Here is a 23,875-nt window from a genome sequence, read left to right on the forward strand (position 1 = left end):
GTGAGTGAGCAAATGAAGAAAATAGATAAAAATAACATAGCCAACATTCTCGGACTGACAACCATTCAGGAAGGTCTGCTTTTTCATCATTTAATGGAGCCGGAAGGCAATGCCTATTTTGAACAAATGCTGATAAAACTAGAGAGTGAACCAGCACGTGATCTTTTTGAAAAAGCATGGCAGCAAACGGTTCAGCAAAATGAAATGCTGCGGACGGTGTTTAGGTGGAAGGAAACAGCTAAGCCAATTCAAGTGATATTAAAGCATCATAATATAGATATCCGTTATCAGAGCATCCCGTTCGAGAAAGGGATTTCTCAGGATAAGCTGAAGGAGGAGCTTGCGGCCCGTGATCGGAAAGAGCCGTTTCAGCTTCAGGAAGTCCCTTTTCGTGTCACACTTTATCAAACAGAAGAAAACGGGATCTGGATGATGATCAGCTTTCATCATATCTTGATGGACGGCTGGAGCATGGGGATTGTCCTCAAAGAGTGGATGGAGTCATATCAAGCGTTATCCATGGGTCAAACACCTGTTGTTTCTCAAAAACCGTCATATCAAGCATTTGTGAAATGGCAGCAGGGACAGCAGCGTAAAACAAAAGACAGCCAGGCGTCATTTTGGAAAGGGTTATTGAAAGACTGGGAGCCTGTGCAATTGCTGCCGAATACAGAAAGGCCAGGGAAGCGAAATGCTATTTTTTCTAAACATGAGATACAGCTTCCGGTTTCAGCAGGAAAGGCTCTGCGCTCACTCGCTGCTGAACGGCAAGTTACGCTTGCTTCCATTTTATATAGTGTGTGGGGGCTGCTGCTAAAGAAGTATTCTGATCAAGAAGAAGTGGTGTTCGGGACAACCGTTTCAGGAAGAAGCGCGGATGTACCGGGAATAGAACAAATGACGGGGCTGTTTATTAACACCATTCCGCTTCGTCTTCGCTTTGCGCCTCAATCCACGCCTTTAGATGTGATTCAGCTTGCGCATGAGCAGATTGCCAAAAGAAGTGAATATGAACATACACCGCTGTCTGATTTAAAAACATATGCGGGTCTGACGGCTGAGCAGTCATTATTTGACACGATTGTCGTGATTGAAAATTATCCGCTTGATCAAATGCTTAAGTCAAACAGTCTTCCTCTTTCAATCGAACAATATGACATGTTTGAGCAAACTGAGTTTGATTTGACATTGAGTGTACAAGCTTTTGATGAACATATTCATTTTTCTTTTATCTACAATCCTGATGCTATGTCTGCTCTTCAAGTGAAGCAGCTTGGGGATCATTTTCTCAACCTGTTATCGGAAGTGATTGACAATCCGGCAGACAGATCTGTGCACCGCTTGAATATGCTTTCCGAAGATGAAGTGCATTATCAGCTTGAAGAGTTTTGCAACTATAAAGGTATGACCGGCAACGAACATGAGACTGTTATTGATTTGTTTGAACGGCAGACAGCAAAGACGCCGGACGCTCTTGCTGTGGAGTTTCGCTCGGAGTCCCTGACCTATGATCAATTAAATAAAAAAGTGAATCAGCTTGCCCGTTTTTTAGAAGGTCAGGGAGTCAGACCTGCACAAAGAGTCGGTATTTTAACAGAACATTCAATTGAAATGGTGATCGCTTGTCTCGCTGTATTAAAAGCGGGCGGCGCTTATGTTCCGGTTGATCCCGATTATCCGCCGGAAAGAATTGAATATCTTCTTCAGGACAGCGGGATAAACCTGCTGCTGACAGAGGATATCGATGGGCTGGTTTACTCGTACGACGGTGTGAAAATAGATATTACCGATCAGAACCTTTATCAAGGAAACGACAGCAATCTGGTGAAACAATACGGTCCGCAAGACATTGCGTATTGCATATATACCTCTGGAACAACAGGCAGGCCAAAAGGGGTGCTTGTTAAGCATCTGGGTCTTGAAAATTATGTTTCCTGGGCCGCCGAGCAATATGTAAGAGGCCATAAAAGAGATTTTGCCCTTTATACGTCTTTATCTTTTGATTTAACAGTAACTTCTATCTTTACCCCGCTTATAACCGGAAACGCAATTATTGTGTACCAGGATAAAAACAAGCAGCTTCTTGTGGAACAAATACTGAAAGATAATCGGGCCCACGTTATGAAGTTAACGCCGTCCCATCTTCATTTCATTTCTGAGATGCCGTTTCAGGACAGTGTCATGGAGTGCCTGATACTGGGGGGAGAGCAATTAGAAACCTCCCTTGCGGCGAAAATTGAACAAAACTTCGATGGGAAAATTGAAATTTTTAACGAATACGGACCGACGGAAACGGTAGTCGGCTGCATGATTCACCGCTACTCATCTGAAATGGATAAGGATCTGTATGTGCCGATCGGCCGGCCTGCAGCACATACTGATATATACATTCTTGATTCACATATGAATCTGCTGCCCCGAGGAGCAGCGGGAGAACTCTATATTGCCGGAAAAGGAGTAGCAGAAGGCTACTTAGGCCGGAAGGAACTGACGGCAGAGCGATTTGTGGCACATCCTTTTAAGCCCGGAGAAAAAATGTATAAAACAGGAGACGCAGCCCGCTTTTTACCAGATGGAACCATTCAATTTTTAGGCAGAAATGATGACCAAATCAAACTTAGGGGCTATCGGATTGAGAGCGGGGAGATTGAACATTGGCTCTGCCGGTACGGACGGATCAAAGGGGCGGCGGCTGTCGTGAAGAAGGACGCGTCCCAGACACCGTGCCTGGCTGCTTATCTTTTCACTGATGAGACGATTGATGAAAAGCAGCTGCGTGAATACCTGCGCCGTCATTTGCCGGAATATATGATTCCATCCCGATTTATTGTGATGGATGAGATGCCGCTGACGGCTAATGGAAAACTGGATAAAAAAGCACTGCCCGAGCTTGCCGCAGAGACAAAACGGAAGGTGCTTATGGAGGCCCCGGCTTCTGAAACAGAAAAGATGGTGCTGGAGGTTTGGAAACGTGTACTTGGTCAAGACAGCATCAATGTTCACGATAAATTTTTTGAAATCGGCGGCACTTCCCTGCATTTGATCCAAGTTAATCAGCAGCTTTCTAAGGAAACGGGAAAAAGTATTCCTATGGTTGAGATGTTCCGCCGTCCAACAGTTCAGTTGCTTGCTGAATTCTTATCAGGCCAGGATGAAGGGCAATCAAAAAAGAAAGCATCATTCATATCAAAAAGGAAGGCTCCTTCAAATGACAGCATCGCCATCATCGGGATGGCCGGGCGTTTCCCCGGTGCTAAAAACATAGATGAATTTTGGCATAATCTGAAAAACGGCAAGGAATCTATCTCTTTTTTCACTGATGAAGAGCTGTTTGCGGCGGGCATTGATGAACAAACATTTATGAGAAGTGATTATGTAAGGGCGAAAGGAATCATCGACGGCCCTGATTTATTTGATGCCTCTTTCTTTGGCTATTCACCGGGGCAGGCAGAGGTCATGGACCCGCAAATCCGCCTTCTTCATGAGTATGTATGGAAAACGCTGGAGGACGCAGGGTGTGTTTCAGCTGAATATGAAGGGAAAATCGGTTTGTTTACAGGAACAACCTCAAATTTTCAATGGCTCCAGCATTTCGCTGACTCATTAGACGGCAGGATGTCAGAGCTGTTTGAAATCGGCTCTTTAAATGATACCTATACAATCAGCACGCGGGTTGCTCATAAACTTAATCTGAAAGGTCCAGCCATTACCTTGCAGACCGCTTGTTCAACCTCCTTGGTCGCGCTGCATTTGGCTTGCAAATCAGTGCTGAATGGAGAATCCGATATCGCTCTCGCAGGAGGTGTGTCCATTCTCCACCCGGTTAAGTCAGGCTACATCTATCAAGAGAATATGGTGAAATCGCCAGACGGCCATTGCCGAGCCTTTGATAAAGACGCGAAAGGCACTGTTGGAGGCGACGGAGTCGGATTTGTCGCAGTGAAATCGTTGAGCCGCGCGTTGGCTGACGGTGATAGGATATACGCGGTTGTAAAAGGATCTGCGGTCAACAATGACGGTGACCAAAAGGTAGGCTTTAATGCGCCGAGTGTGGAAGGCCAGACAGAGGTTATAAGAGAGGCGATTGCTGATGCGGGGATTGAGCCGGAAACCATCAGCTATGTGGAAACCCACGGGACAGGTACAGCTCTCGGAGATCCAATTGAAATTGAGGCCTTAACTAAAGCGTTTCAAACGAATAAAACCGCGTTTTGCCGGATCGGTTCCGTAAAAACGAATATCGGACACCTTGATGCTGCTGCAGGCGCGGCGGGTCTCATTAAAACAGTTCTATCTTTGAAGCATCAACAACTTGTGCCTAGTCTTCATTTTAAAGAAGCAAATCCCAATATTGATTTTGAAAACAGTCCTTTCCTTGTCAATGACACGCTCCGGACGTGGAAGAAAACAAATGCTCCGAGACGTGCAGGCGTGAGCTCATTCGGTATGGGCGGCACAAATGCCCATGTGATTCTGGAGGAAGCGCCTGTCAGTGAACGTGAAAAACATACGCGTTCGTATCAGCTGTTTCCTCTTTCAGCAAAAACGATGAATGCTTTAGAGAAAACGAAAGACCTTTTGCTCGAACACATGGAAACGAACTCTGAACTTAATGCAGCAGACGCCGCCTATACACTTCAGGCCGGAAGACAGCACTTTGATTATAGGCAAATGTTTGTGGCAAAGGACAGGCAGGATGTCATCCGACTGCTTTCCGAGAAAAAGGACAGGGGACTCAGTCGAATGTCGCGGATTCAGGAAAAAAAGGAGAAAAAATTGATCTTCATGTTCACAGGCCAAGGCAGTCAATACGTGAACATGGGCAGGGATTTATACACGGAGGAGCCGTTTTTCAAAGAGACGATGGATCACTGTTTTCAAGAATTCTATGAAGCGACTGGTGAGAGGCTTGAGAATATTCTATACCCTGATCAGCAGGATGAAGAAGCTGCCGCGATAAAGCTTCAAGAGACGAAATATGCCCAGCCGGCTATTTTTATGCTGGAATATGCGCTGTCACTTTTATTGATGAAGTGGGGGCTGCGGCCATGGGCTATGATCGGCTACAGCTTTGGTGAACTAACGGCTGCCGCGGTATCGGGAGTGTTTACGCTCAGTGATGCCATCAAGCTGATCAGCTTGCGTGGACAAGCGATGCACGAAGCGCCGTCAGGCATCATGTTAAGCGTGCCAATGCCAGAGGAAGAACTGAAAGCGATTCTCCCCGATTGCATTTCATTGGCTGTTGTGAATGACGCTTCTTGCATTGTGTCGGGGCTTGAGTCTGACATTTCAGCGTTTGAAGAACAGTTAAAAGCAAAAAAAGTGCTTTGCATGAGAGTAAAAGGCTCAATTGCTGCCCACTCGCACGTCATGGCTTCCGCCGCTGAACGATTTGGAAACATGGCTAAGAACATTTCTTATCAAAAACCGGGTGTTCCCTTCTTCTCGAATTTAACGGGAGACTGGATAGCGGATGAAGAAGCTGCGGACTATGACTATTGGAAGCGGCACATGACTGAGACTGTTCGTTTTGCTGAGGGGATTGGCGTGTTAACGAAGCAGGAGCATGCTATTTTTATCGAAATCGGCCCGGGACAAGATTTAAGTGTGCTGGTGAAGAGATCGATTAACGATGAGATGCGCCAGCATGTTTGCAATGTGCTGAAACACAGCAGGCAGAATATGTCGGATGTCCAATTTTTACTCAGCAGAATTGGCACGCTGTGGATGTATGGCGCAGTCATTGATTGGCGCGGGCTGCATGAGGGCAGAAATCCTGAAAAAATTACAATGCCGCAATATCCTTTTGAAAAGGAATCCTTTTGGCCCAAACGGAAGCATACTGCCAGCGGAAAAGGCAATAAACATTCCGGAGGAAAGCTCCCGCTTCAGGATTGGTTTTATCTGCCGCAATGGGAAAAAGAAATCCTGCCGATTTCCCGAGAGATTGAAGCGGCGGAACAACGTTTGCTTGTCTTCATGGAGGATGGCGATTTTTCACATAAGCTTATTCAGGGGATGCAATCTGCCTGTGCTTCTTGTGTCATCGTTAAAAAAGGGCATAACTTTCAGCAGGTTGAAAAAGGAGTGTACACACTTCGCCCAGACTCTGCGGAAGATTACTGCCGTCTCTTTGAAGTGTTGGAGAAGGAAAAGATTCAGTACAGCCGGATTTTGCACCTCTGGGGGCTGGCAGAGAAGAATGAAACCGCTGCTGCCGAGTGGATTGAGCAGATCCAAAACGAATCCTATTACTCGTTGCTTTACTTAGGGCAAGCATTGAAAAAGAAAGGAACAAACCAGGAAATTTCGATCTTTGTATTATCGTCCCTTACGTATCAGCTTGGCGGAGAAGAAACGTTATATCCAGAGAAAGCCGTACATCTGGGGCCGAGTATGGTCATATCTCAGGAAACACCGTTCCTTCGCTATCGAGTGATTGATATAGACAGGCAGAAAGAAGATTCCTGGAAAGAAGACAAGCTGCTGGGACTCATCAGATCTGAGCTGATGACCGAATCAGGCAATCTCCTAACGGTTTACAGAAATAATAAAAGGTACACCAGGAATTTTATTCACAAAGCAGTGCCTGCAGAATCATCGCAAGGGCACCTTCGTCCCGGAGGCGTATATATTCTGATTGGCGGGCTGGGCTTCATCGGTTTACATGCTGCAAAAACCATTGCTGAGAAAACAAAAGGAAAGCTTATTCTGACAAGCCGTTCCGGCCTTCCGCCGCGGAGTGAATGGGAGTCCTTAATCAGCACGCATGCTGAGGATGATCCAACTGTTAAAAAAATAAAATCAATATATGAGATAGAACAAACAGGCGCGGAAGTTATTGCTGTTGCTGCGGATGCAAGCCGTGAAGCGGATATGTCTGAACTGGTTCATGCGGCTGAACATAAGTACGGCTCCATACATGGCGTAATTTATGCAGCTGGAATAACAGGCGAACAATCATTTAGGATGATGGAGCAAACGGATAGAAGTTTTTCGAATGCTCACATTCAAGCAAAAATGACAGGCGTTGCGGTATTAGAAAAAGTGTTGGACGATCGGCCGCTTGATTTCTGCTTTTTGATTTCGTCCTTGTCTCCGATATTGGGAGGACTTGGATTTACCGCCTATACTGCAGTTAACCATTTTGTTGATGCCTTTGTATATCAACATAATGCGCAGCATCCTGTTCAGTGGACAGCCCTAAATTTAGACGGCTGGGAATTTGAAGACGGCAAAAAACCGGATATTCCAGTCGGAGGGGATTTAGAAAATACCCTGATTCGTGCGCATGAGGGCAGAGAGGTTTTCGAGAGAATTTTCACATTTGATCATATGGATCAGATTGTCGTGTCTGCCACGGATCTACAGGAGAGGATACAAAAATATGTGAATCGTCTGCACCAGCCTAGCGATGAACAGCAAGAAGAGGACGTTTCGCTGTACGGGCGGCCAGAGCTTACCGCTGAATATGTTGAACCAGTAACTGATATGGAGAAAGAACTCCTTGTTCATTGGCAGTCATTTTTCAAAATTGATCAAATCGGCATAGACGATGATTTCTTTGAGATGGGCGGTGATTCTTTAAAGGCGATTACTTTCATTTCCATTATTCATCAAGCGTTCAATGTGGAAATTGCGCTGCCGGATTTCTTTAACATTCCGACGATCAGGCAGATGGCCGAATTTATCAGCCAAGCCGACAAGAAGATTTACAGAAAGATAGAAAAAGCTGAAAAACAGGATTATTATCCGCTGTCCTCAGCGCAAAAACGGCTTTATCTTGTTCAGCAGTTAGATCAAACAAGCACTGGCTACAATGAGTTCACTGCCGGAAGGATTGCAGGAAAGCTTGATATGCAAAGGCTGGAGAATGCGTTCCGGCAATTGATTCATCGTCATGAGAGTTTAAGAACATCCTTTAAAGCAATAGACGGTGTTCCTATGCAGTGCATAGCTGAGCATGCGGAATTTCATGCAGACTTTTTTGACCTATCCCATTTGGCAGGCCAGGAAGGGCAAAACGAAAAAGAACAAGAAGTCATCAGCAGCTTTTTAAAGCCGTTCCAGCTTGATCAGGCACCCTTGATGAGAGCTGGTGTGATGAAGAACTCTGAAAACGAGTATATTCTGATGCTCGATATGCACCATATTATTTCTGACGGTCTATCTCAGGATATCTTGGTCAGCGAGTTTATGGATCTATATGACGGCAAAGAGCTTGCACCGCTTGAACTGCAATATAAAGATTTCTCAGAATGGCAGAATCAGATGCTTCAGTCTGATGACCTGAATGAGGTGAAAACATATTGGCTGAAACGGCTTGACGGCTTCCGTGAGCTTCAGCTGCCGGCTGATTACCGGAGACCTGATGTCAAAAGCTTTGCCGGCGCCCATTATCGTTTTGATGTAAGCAAAAAAGAGCTTGAGGCGTTTAAAGCCATTATGGCCGATGAAGACGCCACGCTGTTTATGGGACTTTTATCAATCTATCAAGTCCTGTTGCACAAGCTCACTGGACAGTCCGACATTGTAGTCGGCGTTCCGGTTGCGGGGAGAAGGCAGGAGGAGCTGCAGAGGATCATCGGTATCTTCGTTAACATGCTTCCGCTTCGGTTTTATCCGAAAAAAGAGATGACGTTCACTCAATTCCTGCACCATGTCAAGCAGCTGGTGATTGATGACTTTGATCATCAAGATTATCAGTATGAACATATGGTTCAAGACTTGAAGTTAGATAGGACGTTAAATAGGAATCATATTTTTGATACCGTTTTTGCTCTGCAAAATCTAAGCCAGCCTTCTTTAGAGGTAGACGGGATCACACTAACCGACTATGAATATGAAACAGCGGTTTCCCGGTTTGATTTGCTTTGGATCGCTTCAGAAGACGAAAACGGTTTATCTTCTGTCATTGAATACAGCACTGAGCTGTTTACAAGAGAAACGATTGAAGGCATTGCGAAAGGGATTAAAAAGGTGCTGTCAGCCGTAATTGATTGTAAGCAAACCGCTCTCAAGGATATTGACCTGACTTCAGGCATCAATGATTTAGAAAAGGTATCGTTGCTGGAACTAGACGATCTGAAAATCTAGCAGAAATAGGTGAATAACAATGAACCAAACCGATGTCTTTCAATTGAAAACCGCAGCTCTTGAAAAAGTGAAGGAGCGGCAATATTGGACTTCTGTATTAACTCAAATCCCGTCGGACTGCCGTTTTCCTTATGATTCACAGCTTCTTGATCAAAACGATGAAGAAGCTTCAATACCTTTTTCATTCCCGGCTCAGCTGGAAAAGGCCATCTTAAAGGCATCAGGAGCTTCAGATTTGCGTATGTTTATGATTTTGATGACTGCGGCAGTCACATTGCTGCACAGGTACGATGGAAGAACGGATATCATGGCGTCGGCCCCTGTGTTGAGACAGCGGGGAACACAGCCGGTGATCAATGATCTTCTTCCGCTGCTGGTGAAAATCAATCCTTCTATGAGTTTCAGAGACTGTCTAGAGCATGTGAAACAAGCTTTTCAAGAAGTGTATGCCCATCAAAATTATCCTGTGAAAATCCTATTGGATGAGCTTCATCCTTTGCATAAAAAAGGGGAGCCCCGCTTCGGCATCTCCCTTGCTGTGAATGATCTCCAGCAGCCGGTGTCATTGAATGCGCTGGACACGAATCTATTGCTCTCCATTCAGTGTGATGAAGGGAGATTGACTGGAAAGCTGAGCTGGAATTTGAAGCATTACACATTCGATACTGCTGAACGGATAGCCAGCCATTTTTGCATGCTGGCAGATCAGGCTTTGTCGGCGCCTGAGACTCTGGTCTCTGAGCTGCAGTTACTTTCTCATGAGGAGAGAGAGAGAGTCATCACGACATTTAATCACACAAATCAACCATACCCGAAGGAAAAATCGATTGTCGATCTCTTCAAAGAACAGGCAGCTCTCAAACTTGATCAGCCTGCAATCGTGTATGAAGATGTCAGCTTCACATACGGTGAGGCTGATGAATTGTCAGATCGGATTGCAGCTTTTTTGACAAAAGAAGGCGTTTGTCATGAGGAGCCTGTGGGGCTGATGGTTCATCGCTCGGCAGAAATGGTTATCGGCATATTAGGCATATTGAAAGCAGGTTGTCCTTATTTGCCGATAGATGTAAATATGCCGTCCGAACGGATGGATTATATGCTGACAAACAGCGGGGCGCGGTTTGTGATCACGAACAAGGGTCATGGCACTTCTGCTGAGAATCAAAAAAGCTTATGTATAGAGGAAATGATGAAATTTGAAGGGGCGGCGGAGCATGGGCGCCTGCCGTCTCCTGAAAATCTCGCTTATGTGCTGTATACATCAGGGACAACAGGAAAACCGAAAGGCGTGATGGTGGAGCATCGTCAAGTCATCAATTTAGTATATGGCATAGACAGCCTTCATTTTCAGCCATTTTCACACGAGCACCTCCGTATCGGCATGCTTGCTTCACATATTTTTGACGCATCCGTGCAAACGATATTTCCGGCAGTGCTTCTTGGACACACCTTATATATTGCGCCAGATCATGCAAGGATGGATGGAAAGCAGCTGTGGTCTTTTTATGAGGAGAACCGCATTCATATTTCAGATGCGACACCCTCTCATTTGCGCCTCATGATCAAAGCCGCTGAGAAAGAGCCGCATCACGTTGACGAATTGAAGTTAATAATGGCTGGCGGCGAAATGCTGCCGCCCCAATTGGTTCAGCAATATTTACAAACGTTTCGTGCGGGTAAGCCGGTGATGACAAATAATTACGGTCCGACGGAATGCGCTGTACAATCAGCGGCTTTTACCATACCTGATTCTTGGAATGAACCCGTCGTACCGATTGGCAGGCCGATGCCGAATGAACAGATTTATATTTTGGATCATTGCGGACAGCCTGTGCCCATCGGCGTATACGGAGAACTGTGCATTGCCGGAGACGGGGTGGCAAGAGGATATATCCGTCAGCCAGAGCTGACGGCAGAAAAATTTACAGAACCGCAGCATATTCCTGCCGGCAAGCTTTATCATACCGGTGACTTGGCGAGATGGCGTAGTGACGGCTTCATCGAATTTTTTGGCAGGTATGATGATCAAGTAAAAATAAGAGGATTCAGAATAGAGCTTGATGAGATTAGAAAAGCCTTGCTTGATTACCGGGAGCCGGGACAAATCGTTCATGATGCGGTGATTATTCCAGTTCAAAAGGAATCAGATGATCCGTTTCTTGTGGCGTATCTCATTTCCGATCAAAAACTGAAAGCTCGAAAAATGAGAGGGTTTTTAGGAGAAAAGCTGCCGGGTTATATGATTCCGAGACGATTCATCCGCGTGGACTCATTTCCAATGAACCTGTCAGGGAAGCTTGATCTCAAGGCACTCCCAGACCCCTTTGAAGAGCCTGAATCTGACGAGCAGGTCATAAAACCGCACAATGAAACTGAAAAAAAGCTGGTTTCCATTTTTGCCGGCATTCTGAATATACCTGAATCTGATATCAGCATGGAAGATAACTTCTTTGATATCGGCGGAAACTCATTTCATATCGTAGAACTATCGAACAAATTGAAAGAGCAGTTTGGACAAGAGCTGTCTGTTGTTCAGCTGTTTCAGTATACATCTGTTTCGGCAATAGCTGCCCAGCTCAGCCGGCAAGCGGAGTCTGAGGGTTGTCAGGCAAATGCAGAAAGTGAGGAAGAGGCAGCGGAAGATTTAGAAAATGTCGCACAACTGTTAGGCGGGATTTCTGATGAGTAAAACAACAGGCTTAGAAATAGCGGTTATCGGAATGGCTTGCCGTTTCCCCGGAGCCAAAAATATTGAAGAGTTTTGGGAGAATATGAAAACGGGCACGGAATCCATCACATTTTTCTCAAAAGAAGAGCTTATGGAAGCCGGTGTGCCTAAAGAACAGCTCGATCATGAGAATTATGTCAGAGCCAAAGGAAAAGTAGACCGGCATGACCACTTTGACGCGGCGTTTTTCGGCTACTCACAGCGAGAAGCTGAGGTAATGGACCCGCAAGTGCGCATGTTTCATGAAGTTGCGTGGGAATCTCTTGAAAACGCCGGCTACAATCCCGAAACCTATTCACAGCCTATCGGCTTATTCGGCGCTGCGTCTGCGAATTTGTACTGGCAGGCAAGTTCAATGCTGCTGAGAAATAGCAGTTCTTCTGAACAGTTTGCTGCTGTTCAGTTGACGGACAAGGATTTTATGAATACACAAGTTTCTTATAAATTAAATTTGAAAGGGCCGAGTATCGCGGTGGATACAGCCTGTTCATCTTCTCTGACGGCGGTGCATCTCGCGTCCAGAGCTTTGCTTACCGGCGACTGCAAAATGGCGCTGGCCGGAGGTGTAACGGTGACTTGCCCCCACAAAAAGGGCTATATGTATCAAGAAGGAATGATTATGTCGCCGGACGGCCGCTGCCGCGCATTTGACGCGGAAGCCAATGGGACAGTCGGGGGAGAGGGCTGCGGTGTTGTAGTGCTGAAGACCTTAAAGCAGGCGCTGAAGGATCAAGATCATATTTACGCTGTCATTAAAGGTTCCGCATATAACAATGACGGCAGCCGTAAAGTCGGTTACACCGCGCCAAGTATCGAAGGGCAGGCCGATGTCATTAGAAAAGCGCTGAACATCAGCCGTGTAGAGCCCGAAAGTATTTCTTATGTCGAAGCGCACGGCACGGGCACCTCGTTAGGAGACCCGGTTGAAATAGAGGCGCTAACACAAGCGTTTCAAACTGAAAAGAAGCAATACTGCGCAATCGGCTCTGTTAAAACAAATATCGGTCATTTGGATTCCGCCGCGGGTATTGCGGGGTTTATTAAAACGGCGCTGAGTCTCAAAGCGAGAACTCTGCCGCCAAGCCTTCATTACAAAAAGCCTAATCCTAAAATTGATTTTGAAAACACTCCTTTTTATGTCAGCACATCCGCAAAGCAATGGACAGTAGCTGACCGGGTGTTTCGAGCGGGCGTCAGTTCCTTTGGGATCGGCGGCACGAATGTTCATGTTGTGATGGAAGAGCCGCCGATGAAGGAAAGACGTCATCAAGAGGATCATGAAGACTGCCTTATGCTTATTTCTGCCCGTTCTGAAAAAGCGGCAAAGAAGGCCGCGGATCAGGTCAAGCGATTTATAAAAGAGAATGAAGAGGTGCCGCTCCAAGACGTTTCATACACACTGCAAGAGGGCCGCAGGCATTTTCAGTATCGTCAAGCGTTTACGGCTGGCCCTTTAGGGATAACAAGCGATATGGCAAGTACTTCAAAAGCGCTGGAGAAGCCGGCCGTTGTCTTTATGTTTTCCGGCCAAGGCTCTCAATACGTCAATATGGGGAAACAATTGTATGAACAAGAACCCATATTCCAGGAGGAGCTGCACCGCTGTTTTGACATTCTGCAAACTGAGGAAGGACTCAATATTAGAAGCATTATGTTTCCGAATAATGAGGCAGAAAGCGAGGAAGCTGAACAGCTTATCCATGAAACCTCGTATACGCAGCCTATTTTATTTTCTTTTGAATATGCGCTGGCGTCCTTCTTAATCAAAAAGGGGTTAAAACCGCAATACATGATTGGCCACAGCATAGGGGAATTAACGGCAGCCTGTCTGTCAGGCATTTGTTCATTGGAAGACGCTCTTCATATGGTTGTGATGAGAGGCCGATTGATGCAGGAAATGCCGGAGGGAGAAATGTTGAGCGTCAGACTGCCCGGCGTAGAGACAGAAATGGAATTGACAGAAGGGGTTGAGCTATCGGCTTCAAACAGCTCTGATTTATCGGTTGTATCAGGCCTTATGGAGCCAATCAATGCTTTTGCCGCTCGCCTTCAGTCGAAAGGAGTGGCCATTCAGCACTTAAAAACGTCCCATGCGTTTCATTCAAGCATGATGAAGCCGGCAGCATCTCGTTTTGCTGATATTCTGCAAGAGATAGAATTCCAAGCACCAGACCTTCCGTTTATTTCAAATGTGACAGGCGATTGGATACAAGCAGATCAGGCCGTAGATCCGAAATACTGGGCTTCGCAAATCACGGAAAAGGTTGATTTTCATTCAGGGCTGAGCACGCTTTTACAAATGAGTAATGTTGTATTTGTTGAGATCGGGCCAGGGAACACGTTGACGCAGTTTGTGAGAAAACATGAGGGTTTTATGACGGAGCAACATGCTGCGGTTAATATCATCAGGCATCCAAAGGAAGTATCGTCTGATCGTGTCTATCTGTTAAACCGCATCGGCAGGCTTTGGACGCATGGTGTAAACATGAACTGGGAGCACTTTCGCCAGGGGGGCTCATATGAAAGGGTCCCGCTTCCGACTTATCCTTTTGAGCATCAAGTATTTCCCGATCCGCAACCAGCTCAGGGCGGCATGGAAGAAAAGATCAAAAACGAATTGAAATTAAACATTGCCTCCAGTGAAGAACAGCTTCCTTTTGATAAGTGGTTTTCCGTCCCGCATTGGGAACGAATGGAACCAGCCAATGAGACATTCACTCATCAAGGAAAAAGGATACTTGTCTTTGAAGAAAACAATAATGTCAGCCAATATCTCCTAAAGCAGCAAGCGGAAGCCGTGTCTGTCCTGCCAGGTGATTGCTTTGCGGAAATGGACAAAAACACGTTTACGGTAAACCATCGGGATACGGCCCACTTTCGGAAGCTGCTGGATGAACTGAATGCAAGGGGGTTTATCCCTGATGAAATCATCTGGATGCGGCTGCAAGACTGTGATTGTCGTGATGGAGATCTTGCAGAGCGCACAATAGCCGGTTATCTTCCCCTCCTTGATCTTGTCCGTTTACTTGGAACAGAGAGCAACAAAAGATTCAGCATGACCGTAGTGACCAATCAAGCTCACGATGTGACGGGAATGGAGGAGCTTCAGCCTCATCAGGCTGCGCTGACCGGAGTCTGTTTGACCATTCCGCTAGAGTATCAGCAGATCAGCTGTAAAGCTGTTGATCTTTGTCCGGACCCGCGGCACGGTCAATCAAACTGGCCTGAAATGATTTCTTATGAACTTAAAAAAGAGGATGATCAGCCTATTGTGGCTTATCGCGGAAACAGCAGATGGATTCGGCAGGCGAAGCAGCCGGGCAAGCAAGATGAGATTGATATGGCCAGCAATCTCAGGCAAAAAGGAGTTTATATCATTACAGGCGGCCTTGGCGGGATCGGATTATCTCTTGCATCTCATTTAGCTGAAACAGTTCAAGCAAAGCTTGTGCTGCTAAGCCGGACAGGACTGCCCGATAAACTAATAGCAAATGACGATGCAATCAAAAAACTCAAAGCTGTTGAAGAGCTCAAGAAGGCTGGAGCCGAGGTGTTGGTATTACAGGCGGATATTTCAGATGAGGCAGAGCTTCAAAAAGCCTTGCAAACGGCAGAATCTCGTTTTGGACAAGCCATTCACGGCGTTATTCATGCAGCGGGCATTCCTGATGGCAAAGTGATTCACGCAAGGACACCAGACGATGAGAGGCAGATGGCAAAAGCCAAAATAACAGGAACCGCTCTGTTAAGAAAAGCGCTTAAAAACAAACAGCCGGACTTCTTCATCATTTGTTCCTCTCTTGTTTCATTTTTAGGAGCGGGAGGCCAAGTCGGCTACGCTGCATCAAACGCATTCTTGGACAGCTATGCTCACGCATGCCGAAAAGAAGGCGAAAACATGGTGTCGGTTAACTGGGACCGTTGGGAACAAGTAGGAATGGCATATGAATCAGAAACGGCAGCCATTCTTTCGAAGATAGCGGACGAGGGAGAGCAACAAGGAATCCTGCCGGCTCAAGGTGCGAAAGCATTTATGAGAGCTTTGCAGCTGCGCTACCCGCAAGTCCTAATTTCACTGCAGGACGTAAACAAACGAATAAAAGACAGCTATGTGAAAGAGGACAGACAAACCGCTGCGCATGTGCTGACAAAAGACCGCCTGGATACACTTGAAGAAAGATTAATGAATATTTTTAAGGATTATTTTCATGCTGAGACAGATGTAAATATGAATTTCTTTGAATTAGGAGCCTCTTCACTTGATCTGCTTCAGGTGAGCGGGAGAATCAAAAACGAGCTCGGTGTGGATATCCCGGTTGTGATGATGTATGCCCACCCGACGGTTGCAGCATTAACCGAAGCCGTCAAAGCACAGCAAAGCGGTGATGACTTACACATAAAAGGAATAGAGCCAGATCGCCAAAAAGCCATAAATGAAGGGAAAAACCGGCGAAAACAGCGAATGAGACGAAAATAGATGGGAGGCTGATTTCCATGGCTGACGAGAAACAATGGACAGAAACAGGACTGGAAATAGCGGTCGTCGGTATGGCGGGCAAGTTTCCAGGCGCGGCAAATATTGATGAGTATTGGAGCAACATTTCAAAAGGAATAGAATCGGTCACTCAATTTACCGATGAAGAATTAAAAGAAGCCGGGGTTGATGAGACGCTGCTTGGTCAAGAGGCATATGTAAAAGCAAAGCCGATCATTGATGACGTTTCTGACTTCGACGCGGCGTTTTTCGGCTATTCACCGAGAGAAGCTGCCTTGATGGATCCGCAAATCAGGCTCATGCATGAATGCACCTGGGAAGCGCTGGAGCATGCGGGCTGTGACGCTGAACGGTTTAACGGGCTGATCGGGCTGTATGCTGGTGCTTCCAGCAATTTGTCCTGGATGGGCCGTCATATGTCTTCTCTTCATAAGAATGAAGACGCATTTCAAATCATGCATTTAAATGATTCGTCGTTTGCATCACGTATCGCTTATAAACTTAATTTGAAAGGGCCGAGTGTATCAGTTCAAACTGCTTGCTCGACTTCTCTTGTCGCGATACATATGGCGTGCCAGGGCTTAATTGGGGGAGAATGTGACCTTGCATTAGCCGGAGGTGTTACCCTGAGCCTGCCGCATATATCTGGGTACCTTTATCAGGAAGGAATGATCTATTCAGCAGATGGTCATTGCCGTCCGTTTGACGAAAAGGCGAACGGAACCATTTTTGGTGAAGGAGCCGGAGTGGTGGCGTTAAAGCGATTGAAAGACGCACAAGCTGACGGTGATGTGATTTATGCGGTCATCAAGGGCTCTGCAATTAATAATGATGGAAACAATAAGGCAGGGTATACGGCTCCCAGTGCTGAAGGCCAGGCGAATGTCATTGCCACAGCTATGGAGATGGCGGAAACGGAACCGGAAACCATTGGTTATGTTGAGGCTCACGGGACGGGAACGCCTGTTGGAGATCCGATTGAAATTGAGGCGCTGACCCATGCTTTCAATACAGATAAAAAAGCATATTGCCGCATTGGTTCTGTCAAAGCGAATATCGGGCATTTGGACGCCGCTTCGGGGGTAGCGGGATTTATAAAAACCGTTATGATGCTCCATCATAAAATGCTGCCTCCCGCTTTTCACTATCAAAAATCGAATCCGCGCATCAAGTTTGAGAACACGCCGTTTTTTGTCAATACAGAGCTGGCTGAATGGGAATCTCAGCAAGGGCCGAGAAGAGCCGGCGTGAGCGCCTTTGGAATCGGCGGCGCGAATGCTCACGTTGTCCTTGAAGAGCCCCCATCTCATAATGATGAAATGCCAGCCGGCGGTCCTGAGCTTGTTGTTCTTTCTGCGAGAACAAGGCAGGAGCTTATCCGTTCAATGGATCAATTGGCTGATTTTCTTCGCCGCAACCCTGAAGCACCGCTGCCAGCCATAGCCCGTACGCTACAGCTTGGCAGAAAGCAATTCCAGTACAGAATCTCCTTTGTAGCTTCACATCAAAAGGATCTGCTTGATCAGCTTTCTGATCATCGGAGTAAAAAACAAATCAGAGAATCGGCGGTTGTTCCAAGCAGCACCATGTTTGTATTTGCGGGAGACGTTCAAGAGGGATTTGGCCGATATACGCAGCTGTACCGCACGGAAAGCCTGTTCAAAAAAGAAGTCGATGCTTGTCTTGAAAAGGTGCAAAATGTGTTTCAGCAGGATGTACTCAGCTTCTTTAAAGCATGTATTTCTGCTCCAGAAACGTACCAGGAAGAGGAAAACCTGGGATTGGTCCATTTGTTGTCGTTCATCATGGAATACGCCGCAGTCCGTTTCTTACAGCACACCGGCATAACACCAGACCGCTTTATCGGGCGGGGGTTCGGGGAGTTTACGGCGGCCTGTGCGGCAGGAATGTTTTCCTTTGAAGAAGGGGCAACAGCTGCATATAAACGTGGAGAGTTAATCAGCATGTCGCCGGCAGGAAAAATGCTCGGTGTCAGCCTGTCAGAGCCGGATATCGTTCAATACTTAGAGAAATCATTATCCCTTGCGCTGATTGATGAGCGGTATTGTGCCGTCTCCGGTTTGCCGGAGGATGTGTATCAGCTGAAGGCGCGGCTTGAACAAGAAGGGATAGCTGCTGAGTTACTTGATGGGGATATTGCGTATCAATCGGATCTGCTGGCTGACGCAGCGCAAGAATTCATGCACTTCCTTGGCACGCTGGACATGAAGTCACCAGACATTCCAGTCGTTTCATCTGTCACTGGAAAAGTGATAACAGATGACGGAGCAGCGGATGCCAGTTATTGGGCCGGCCAAATCTGCAAGCCGATACGGTTTTTTGAACACATCTCGTCTTGTTTGCGGGAGGAACCTGCTATTTGCATAGACCTGCGTTTGAATCAGGGGGCATCAGTGTTTACAGAGCGCCAATCAATTGGCATGACAGGTGAACTCGGCACACAAGGACACACAGACGTTTTAAAGTTACATATATACGGAGCGTTGTGGAGTCTCGGGTCTGAGGTTGATTTCAGTATCCTGCATGAACCTCAGCTTAATAAAAGGTTAGCTCTGCCGAGTTACCCTTTTACAAAGCAGCATTTCCCGTTGCCTGACGGCTTGGCACCGGCTGAACTTGAAAAAGATGAGCCTCGCCAGCCGGCAGAACCGCTTCGTGCAATGCCGTTATCTGCTATTGAAAAGACAGTCAGAGAAATTGTCATTAAGCATTTTGGATTCAATGAGCTTAACGATGATGCACCGTTTTTTGAGCTGGGGGCTACGTCGCTTGATATCTCTCAATTAGCGGCAAAAGTAACAGATCAGTTGAATTGGAAGGTGGAACCAGTTCTGTTTTATCAATTTGCCGCAGTTCGCAGCCTGGCGAAGCATCTTCATCAACAGGTTCAAACGAAGGCCGGACAGCCGGAAATGATGCAGCATCAAAAGGTGTCGCAAAGCCGTCCGAACGGCCAGGGAACTGATATCGCGATTATCGGTATGGCAGGGCGTTTTCCTGGAGCCAGCAATTTGGATGAGTTTTGGAATAATCTCGTAAACGGCAAAGAATCTATCAGCTTCTTTACGGATGAAGAACTAAAAGCGTCAGGCATTGATGATCAGCTCTTGAAGCATCCTGATTATGTAAAAGCGAAGGGGATTATTAAGGACTCTGATATGTTTGATGCAGATTTTTTCCAATATTCCTCAAGAGAAGCGGAATTGATGGATCCGCAATTCAGGCTTTTACATGAATGTGCCTGGGAGGCCTTAGAAGATGCGGGCTGCGACCCGGAGCGGACAACAGGGAAAATCGGCGTCTACACTGGGACAAGTCCAAACCTCGAGTGGATTACACGTTTCGCAGGGAAATTGGATGGGACTGAACAGTTCAGCTCCATGCTGTTAAATGACAGAGAATTTTTCAGTACCCAGCTTGCTTATAAATTAAACCTGCACGGGCCAAGCATCACAATGCAAACAGCCTGCTCTACTTCTTTAGTCAACATTGGAGCGGCATGTCAAGCGCTGCAAAACGGAGCATGTGACGCGGCGCTTGCTGGAGGCGTAACTGTCAGCACCCCTTTAAGGTCAGGCTATGTTTATCAGGATGGCATGATTCAATCACCTGATGGGCATTGTCGTCCATTTGATGAGGACGCAGGCGGTACCGTTTTTGGCGATGGCGCGGGGATTGTCGTTTTAAAAAGATATGAGGACGCCGTTAAAGAAGGGCACTCCATTTATGCGGTCATAAAAGGGGTCGGAATGAATAATGACGGAAGCCGAAAAGTCGGTTTTACCGCTCCGAGTGTAGAAGGCCAGGCCGAAGTGTTAAAACATGCATACGAAAATGCAGGGATTGATCCGAATACCGTAGGGTATATCGAAGCTCACGGAACCGGTACAAAAATGGGCGATCCAATCGAAATGGAAGCGCTGAACCAGGTTTTTAAAAGTGACAGGCCAATGTCAATTCCAATTGGGTCAGTGAAAAGCAATGTCGGACATTTAAACAGCGCTGCCGGGATTGCCGGACTCTTTAAGGCCGTTTTATCGCTAAAACATAAAACCATTTTGCCAAGCTTGAATTACACAACACCTAATCCGCATATTCATTTTGATCAGACACCATTTTATGTAAATACCGAAGCGACATACTGGAAGGAATCCGCTGATCCAAGGCGGGCGGGTGTCAGCTCCTTCGGAATAGGCGGCACCAATGCGCACATTGTGCTGGAAGAAGAGCGGGAGTCAGGCAGAGAAGCTGACGAGAGCCAGCGGCATTTGCTAGTTCTGTCAGCAAAAACAGACACAGCCTTAGAGCGGATGACAAATCGATTGAAAGAGTTTCTTCGAACGCATCCGAACGTTCCGTTAGAGGATGTGGCATACACCTTACAAGTCGGCAGAAAACAATTTTCATACCGAAAATCGGTCGTGCTGTCAAAATCAACGGAATGGGAAAGCGGTGCAGAGCTCACAGCCTATCAAAAACACAGCGGGCGCCCGACTGCTTTTATGTTCTCAGGGCAAGGCTCTCAGTATATCGATATGATGAAAGATTTATATGAAGCTGAACCGGTATTTCAGAGTGAAGCGGACCGCTGTTTTGCCTTCGTGCAGAGGTCACATCAAATTGATTTGAAGGCGATCGTCTTCCCCGAATCAAATGATGGGGCGAAGCTGACAGAGACCGCTGTTGTACAGCCGCTGCTGTTCATCTTTGAATACGCGCTCGCAAAGCTGCTGCAAAGTGCAGGCATCTCACCAGATTACATGATTGGGCACAGCATTGGTGAATACACTGCTGCATGCCTGTCAGGCGTGTTTTCATTAGAGGCGGCTTTAACGCTCGTAATGGAGCGGGGAAGGCTGATGCAGCAGCTGGAATCTGGGGCAATGATCAGTGTTCAGCTATCAGAGAAAGAGCTGGAGCCGCTGCTTACGGACAGTTTGTCACTTGCGGCTGTTAATGCTCATGACTTATGCGTAGTATCCGGAAAAAGCGAAGACATTGAGACGTTTGCGGTTCTCCTTGAAGAAAAGGGCATTGCAGGCCGCCGGCTGCATACTTCTCACGCCTTTCATTCTTATATGATGGAGCCCATTCTTGAGGAATTTGCCGCGATTGTAAAGCAACAGGATATGAACACCCCTCGGATTCCATTTGTTTCGAATGTAACGGGAACATGGATAACACCGGAACAAGCAGCAGACCCGGCTTATTGGTCTCAGCACTTAAGAGGCACAGTCCGCTTCCATGAAGGATTGGAACAGATTTTGAGTGATGACAACGTTCTGTTAATAGAAGTCGGGCCGGGCACCACATTAAGCACATTTGCCAGAAGGCACAAGAAGAGATCTAGCCAGCATGACATTGTCAACCTCGTCAGACATGTTCAGGAACCAGCGCATGATCATTCCTATTTCTTAAAGAAATTAGGTCAGCTTTGGGTCTGCGGATGTGAAATTGACTGGAGGCAGTATGGCGGTGGTAAGCCTAAGCGTCTGATATCGCTTCCGCCTTATCCTTTTGAGAAAAAACGCTATTGGATAGAAGCGGCTGACAATGCGGCTGCTTTCACCGCAGTTGATGCATGGAATAAAAAGAAACCGATGGATCAATGGTTCTATCTGCCGTCATGGGAAAGGAAAATCAAGTCCGCTGACAACCGAAAGAAAGAGCAGCCAGCTGAAAGCGGAAAAACACTGGTTTTCCATGAAGGAACAGCCTTTGGAGATCGGCTTGTGCAAGCGGTGCGCCGTCAAGGACATGAGACCGTAATTGTCACGAGAGACCGACAATTCAAAAAAATAAACAGCGGATTGTATGTCATTAATCCATCTGATGGAACACATTATGAGCGTTTATTTTCTTCGCTTGCTTCAGACGGGCTTCTTCCAAACTGTGTGATGCATCTATGGAGCGTTTCGGAGCAAGAGGAATCCTATAAAACGTTCAGCACGTACAGTGAAAACGGCTATTATAGTTTGATTTTTACTGCACAGGCGGCATCTAATCAAAAACAAATGAACGAATGTAACATGTTTGTGCTGACAAGCGGGATTCATGAGGTGACTGGAGAAGAACAAATCAATCCTGAAAAATCGACCATTTTGGGGCCGTTGAAAGTCATCCCGCAGGAATATAACCATTTGAAATGCTGGAACATCGACATTCCTCCTTTACCGGATACATTGACATGGAAAGAAGAGGAGTTGATTGACCAAATTCTGATGGAAACTGATGCTGCGGGTGAGGATCAAATAATCGCATACCGAAACCGCCGCCGATGGGTGCAGATGTATCAGCCTGTTCAGTTAAATAAAGCGTCCGGCTTGCCGAATATGATCCGCCCGAAAGGGGTTTATCTTATTACGGGTGGGCTTGGCGGAATCGGATTTGTGTTATCAAAGCTGCTTGCACAAGAAGGAAACGTCCGTCTGATTCTGACAGGAAGAAGTGAACTTCCACAGCGCAGCCAGTGGGAAAGCTGGTGCGAGAAGCATGAGGACGATGATCCGACTTCGGTGAAAATCCTGAAAATAAAAGAATTGGAACGGTTAGGCGCAAAGGTGACAGCTCTTCAGGCAGATGCGGGAAGCCTGTCGGATATGCAGGTTGTTATGAGAAAAATTCATACTGAGTTTGGAGAGCTAAACGGTGTCTTTCACGCTGCCGGACTTCCGGGGAGCTCGTCTTTCAGGGCGATTACAGATATACCTGTAACGATTGAAGGCGGAGAAGACCAGTTCCAGTCTAAAGTCAGAGGATTGAAAGTGCTTGAATCTCTATTAGAAAACGAAAATATAGATTTTTGTTTCTTATTTTCATCGATTAGTGCTTTGCTCGGAGGTCTCGGTTTCTCAGCGTACTCCGCAGCGAATATTTATATGGATGCTTTTGCGGCGAGGGTGAATCAGCGCAGCAAGACGCCTTGGGTTTGCGTGAATTGGGATGCATGGAACTTCTGGGGCCAGCTTGAATCAACTATCGGAGAATCTATTGCTGAACTTGCCATTTTGCCTGAAGAAGGAGCAGCTCTATTTCAATATGTGCTGTCAGATATCAACAATCGCCATTTATTAGTTTCAACGGGTGATTTGGGACACAGAATGAAGCAATGGATATCCATGAATGCCGATAGCATAGCGAAAGAGGAGAAAAAGGCAGGCGCCTTACACACTAGGCCGGAATTGAATAATCCGTATGTCGCTCCCCGCAACAAAACAGAGCAGATCATATGCGGCATTTGGCAAGATTTCATGGGCCTGGAGCAAGTCGGCATACATGATAACTTTTTTGATTTGGGAGCCAGCTCGTTAGATATTGTACAAGTGACAAACCGTTTAAATAAAGAATTGGGAACCAATGAGGCTGTGGTGACTTTATTCACATACCCATCTGTAGCTGCTTTAGCGCAATTTATCAGTCCAGATCAAGAGGAAAGTGAAGAGGAGAAGGAAGAAATGGCGGCTGTATCCAAGGGCCGGAGAAAAACGCGGATACGTAATCAGCGAGATAAAAGATTGAGAGGCGGCGAATAG

Annotated in this window: 4 protein-coding genes; all 4 read left to right on the forward strand. The window is 46.5% G+C overall.

Annotation, left to right across the window (positions count from 1 at the left end; genetic code table 11):
* Genes CDO84_RS02700 through CDO84_RS02715 form a run of 4 tightly spaced genes read left to right on the forward strand, consistent with a single transcriptional unit; the run spans nt 1 to nt 23,875 of the window.
* Complete coding sequence (locus CDO84_RS02700) at nt 1–9,099, forward strand: hybrid non-ribosomal peptide synthetase/type I polyketide synthase (protein WP_040083941.1); 9,099 nt, start codon at nt 1–3, stop codon at nt 9,097–9,099.
* 19 nt (nt 9,100–9,118) lie between these two features.
* Entirely contained in the window at nt 9,119–11,788 is a 2,670-nt protein-coding gene (locus CDO84_RS02705) for a non-ribosomal peptide synthetase (RefSeq protein WP_040083940.1), read from the forward strand.
* Nucleotides 11,781–16,304, forward strand: a complete 4,524-nt coding sequence (locus CDO84_RS02710; protein WP_040083939.1) for a type I polyketide synthase — start codon at nt 11,781–11,783, stop codon at nt 16,302–16,304. Before CDO84_RS02705 ends, CDO84_RS02710 begins: the two co-directional genes overlap by 8 nt.
* Before the next feature lie 17 nt (nt 16,305–16,321).
* Nucleotides 16,322–23,875 carry a type I polyketide synthase gene (locus CDO84_RS02715; RefSeq protein WP_040083938.1) on the forward strand — a complete coding sequence of 2,518 codons (7,554 nt, stop codon included), beginning with the start codon at nt 16,322–16,324 and terminating at the stop codon, nt 23,873–23,875.

The sequence above is a fragment of the Bacillus sp. MD-5 genome, assembly GCF_002201875.1.
Taxonomy (GTDB): Bacteria; Bacillota; Bacilli; order Bacillales; family Bacillaceae; genus Bacillus; species Bacillus stercoris.

What these genes read in the sequence shown, in the direction of transcription:
- CDO84_RS02705 (WP_040083940.1), top strand. Translation starts at nt 9,119, where the DNA reads ATGAACCAAACCGATGTCTTTCAATTGAAAACCGCAGCTCTTGAAAAA.
- CDO84_RS02710 (WP_040083939.1), top strand. Translation starts at nt 11,781, where the DNA reads ATGAGTAAAACAACAGGCTTAGAAATAGCGGTTATCGGAATGGCTTGC.
- CDO84_RS02715 (WP_040083938.1), top strand. Translation starts at nt 16,322, where the DNA reads ATGGCTGACGAGAAACAATGGACAGAAACAGGACTGGAAATAGCGGTC.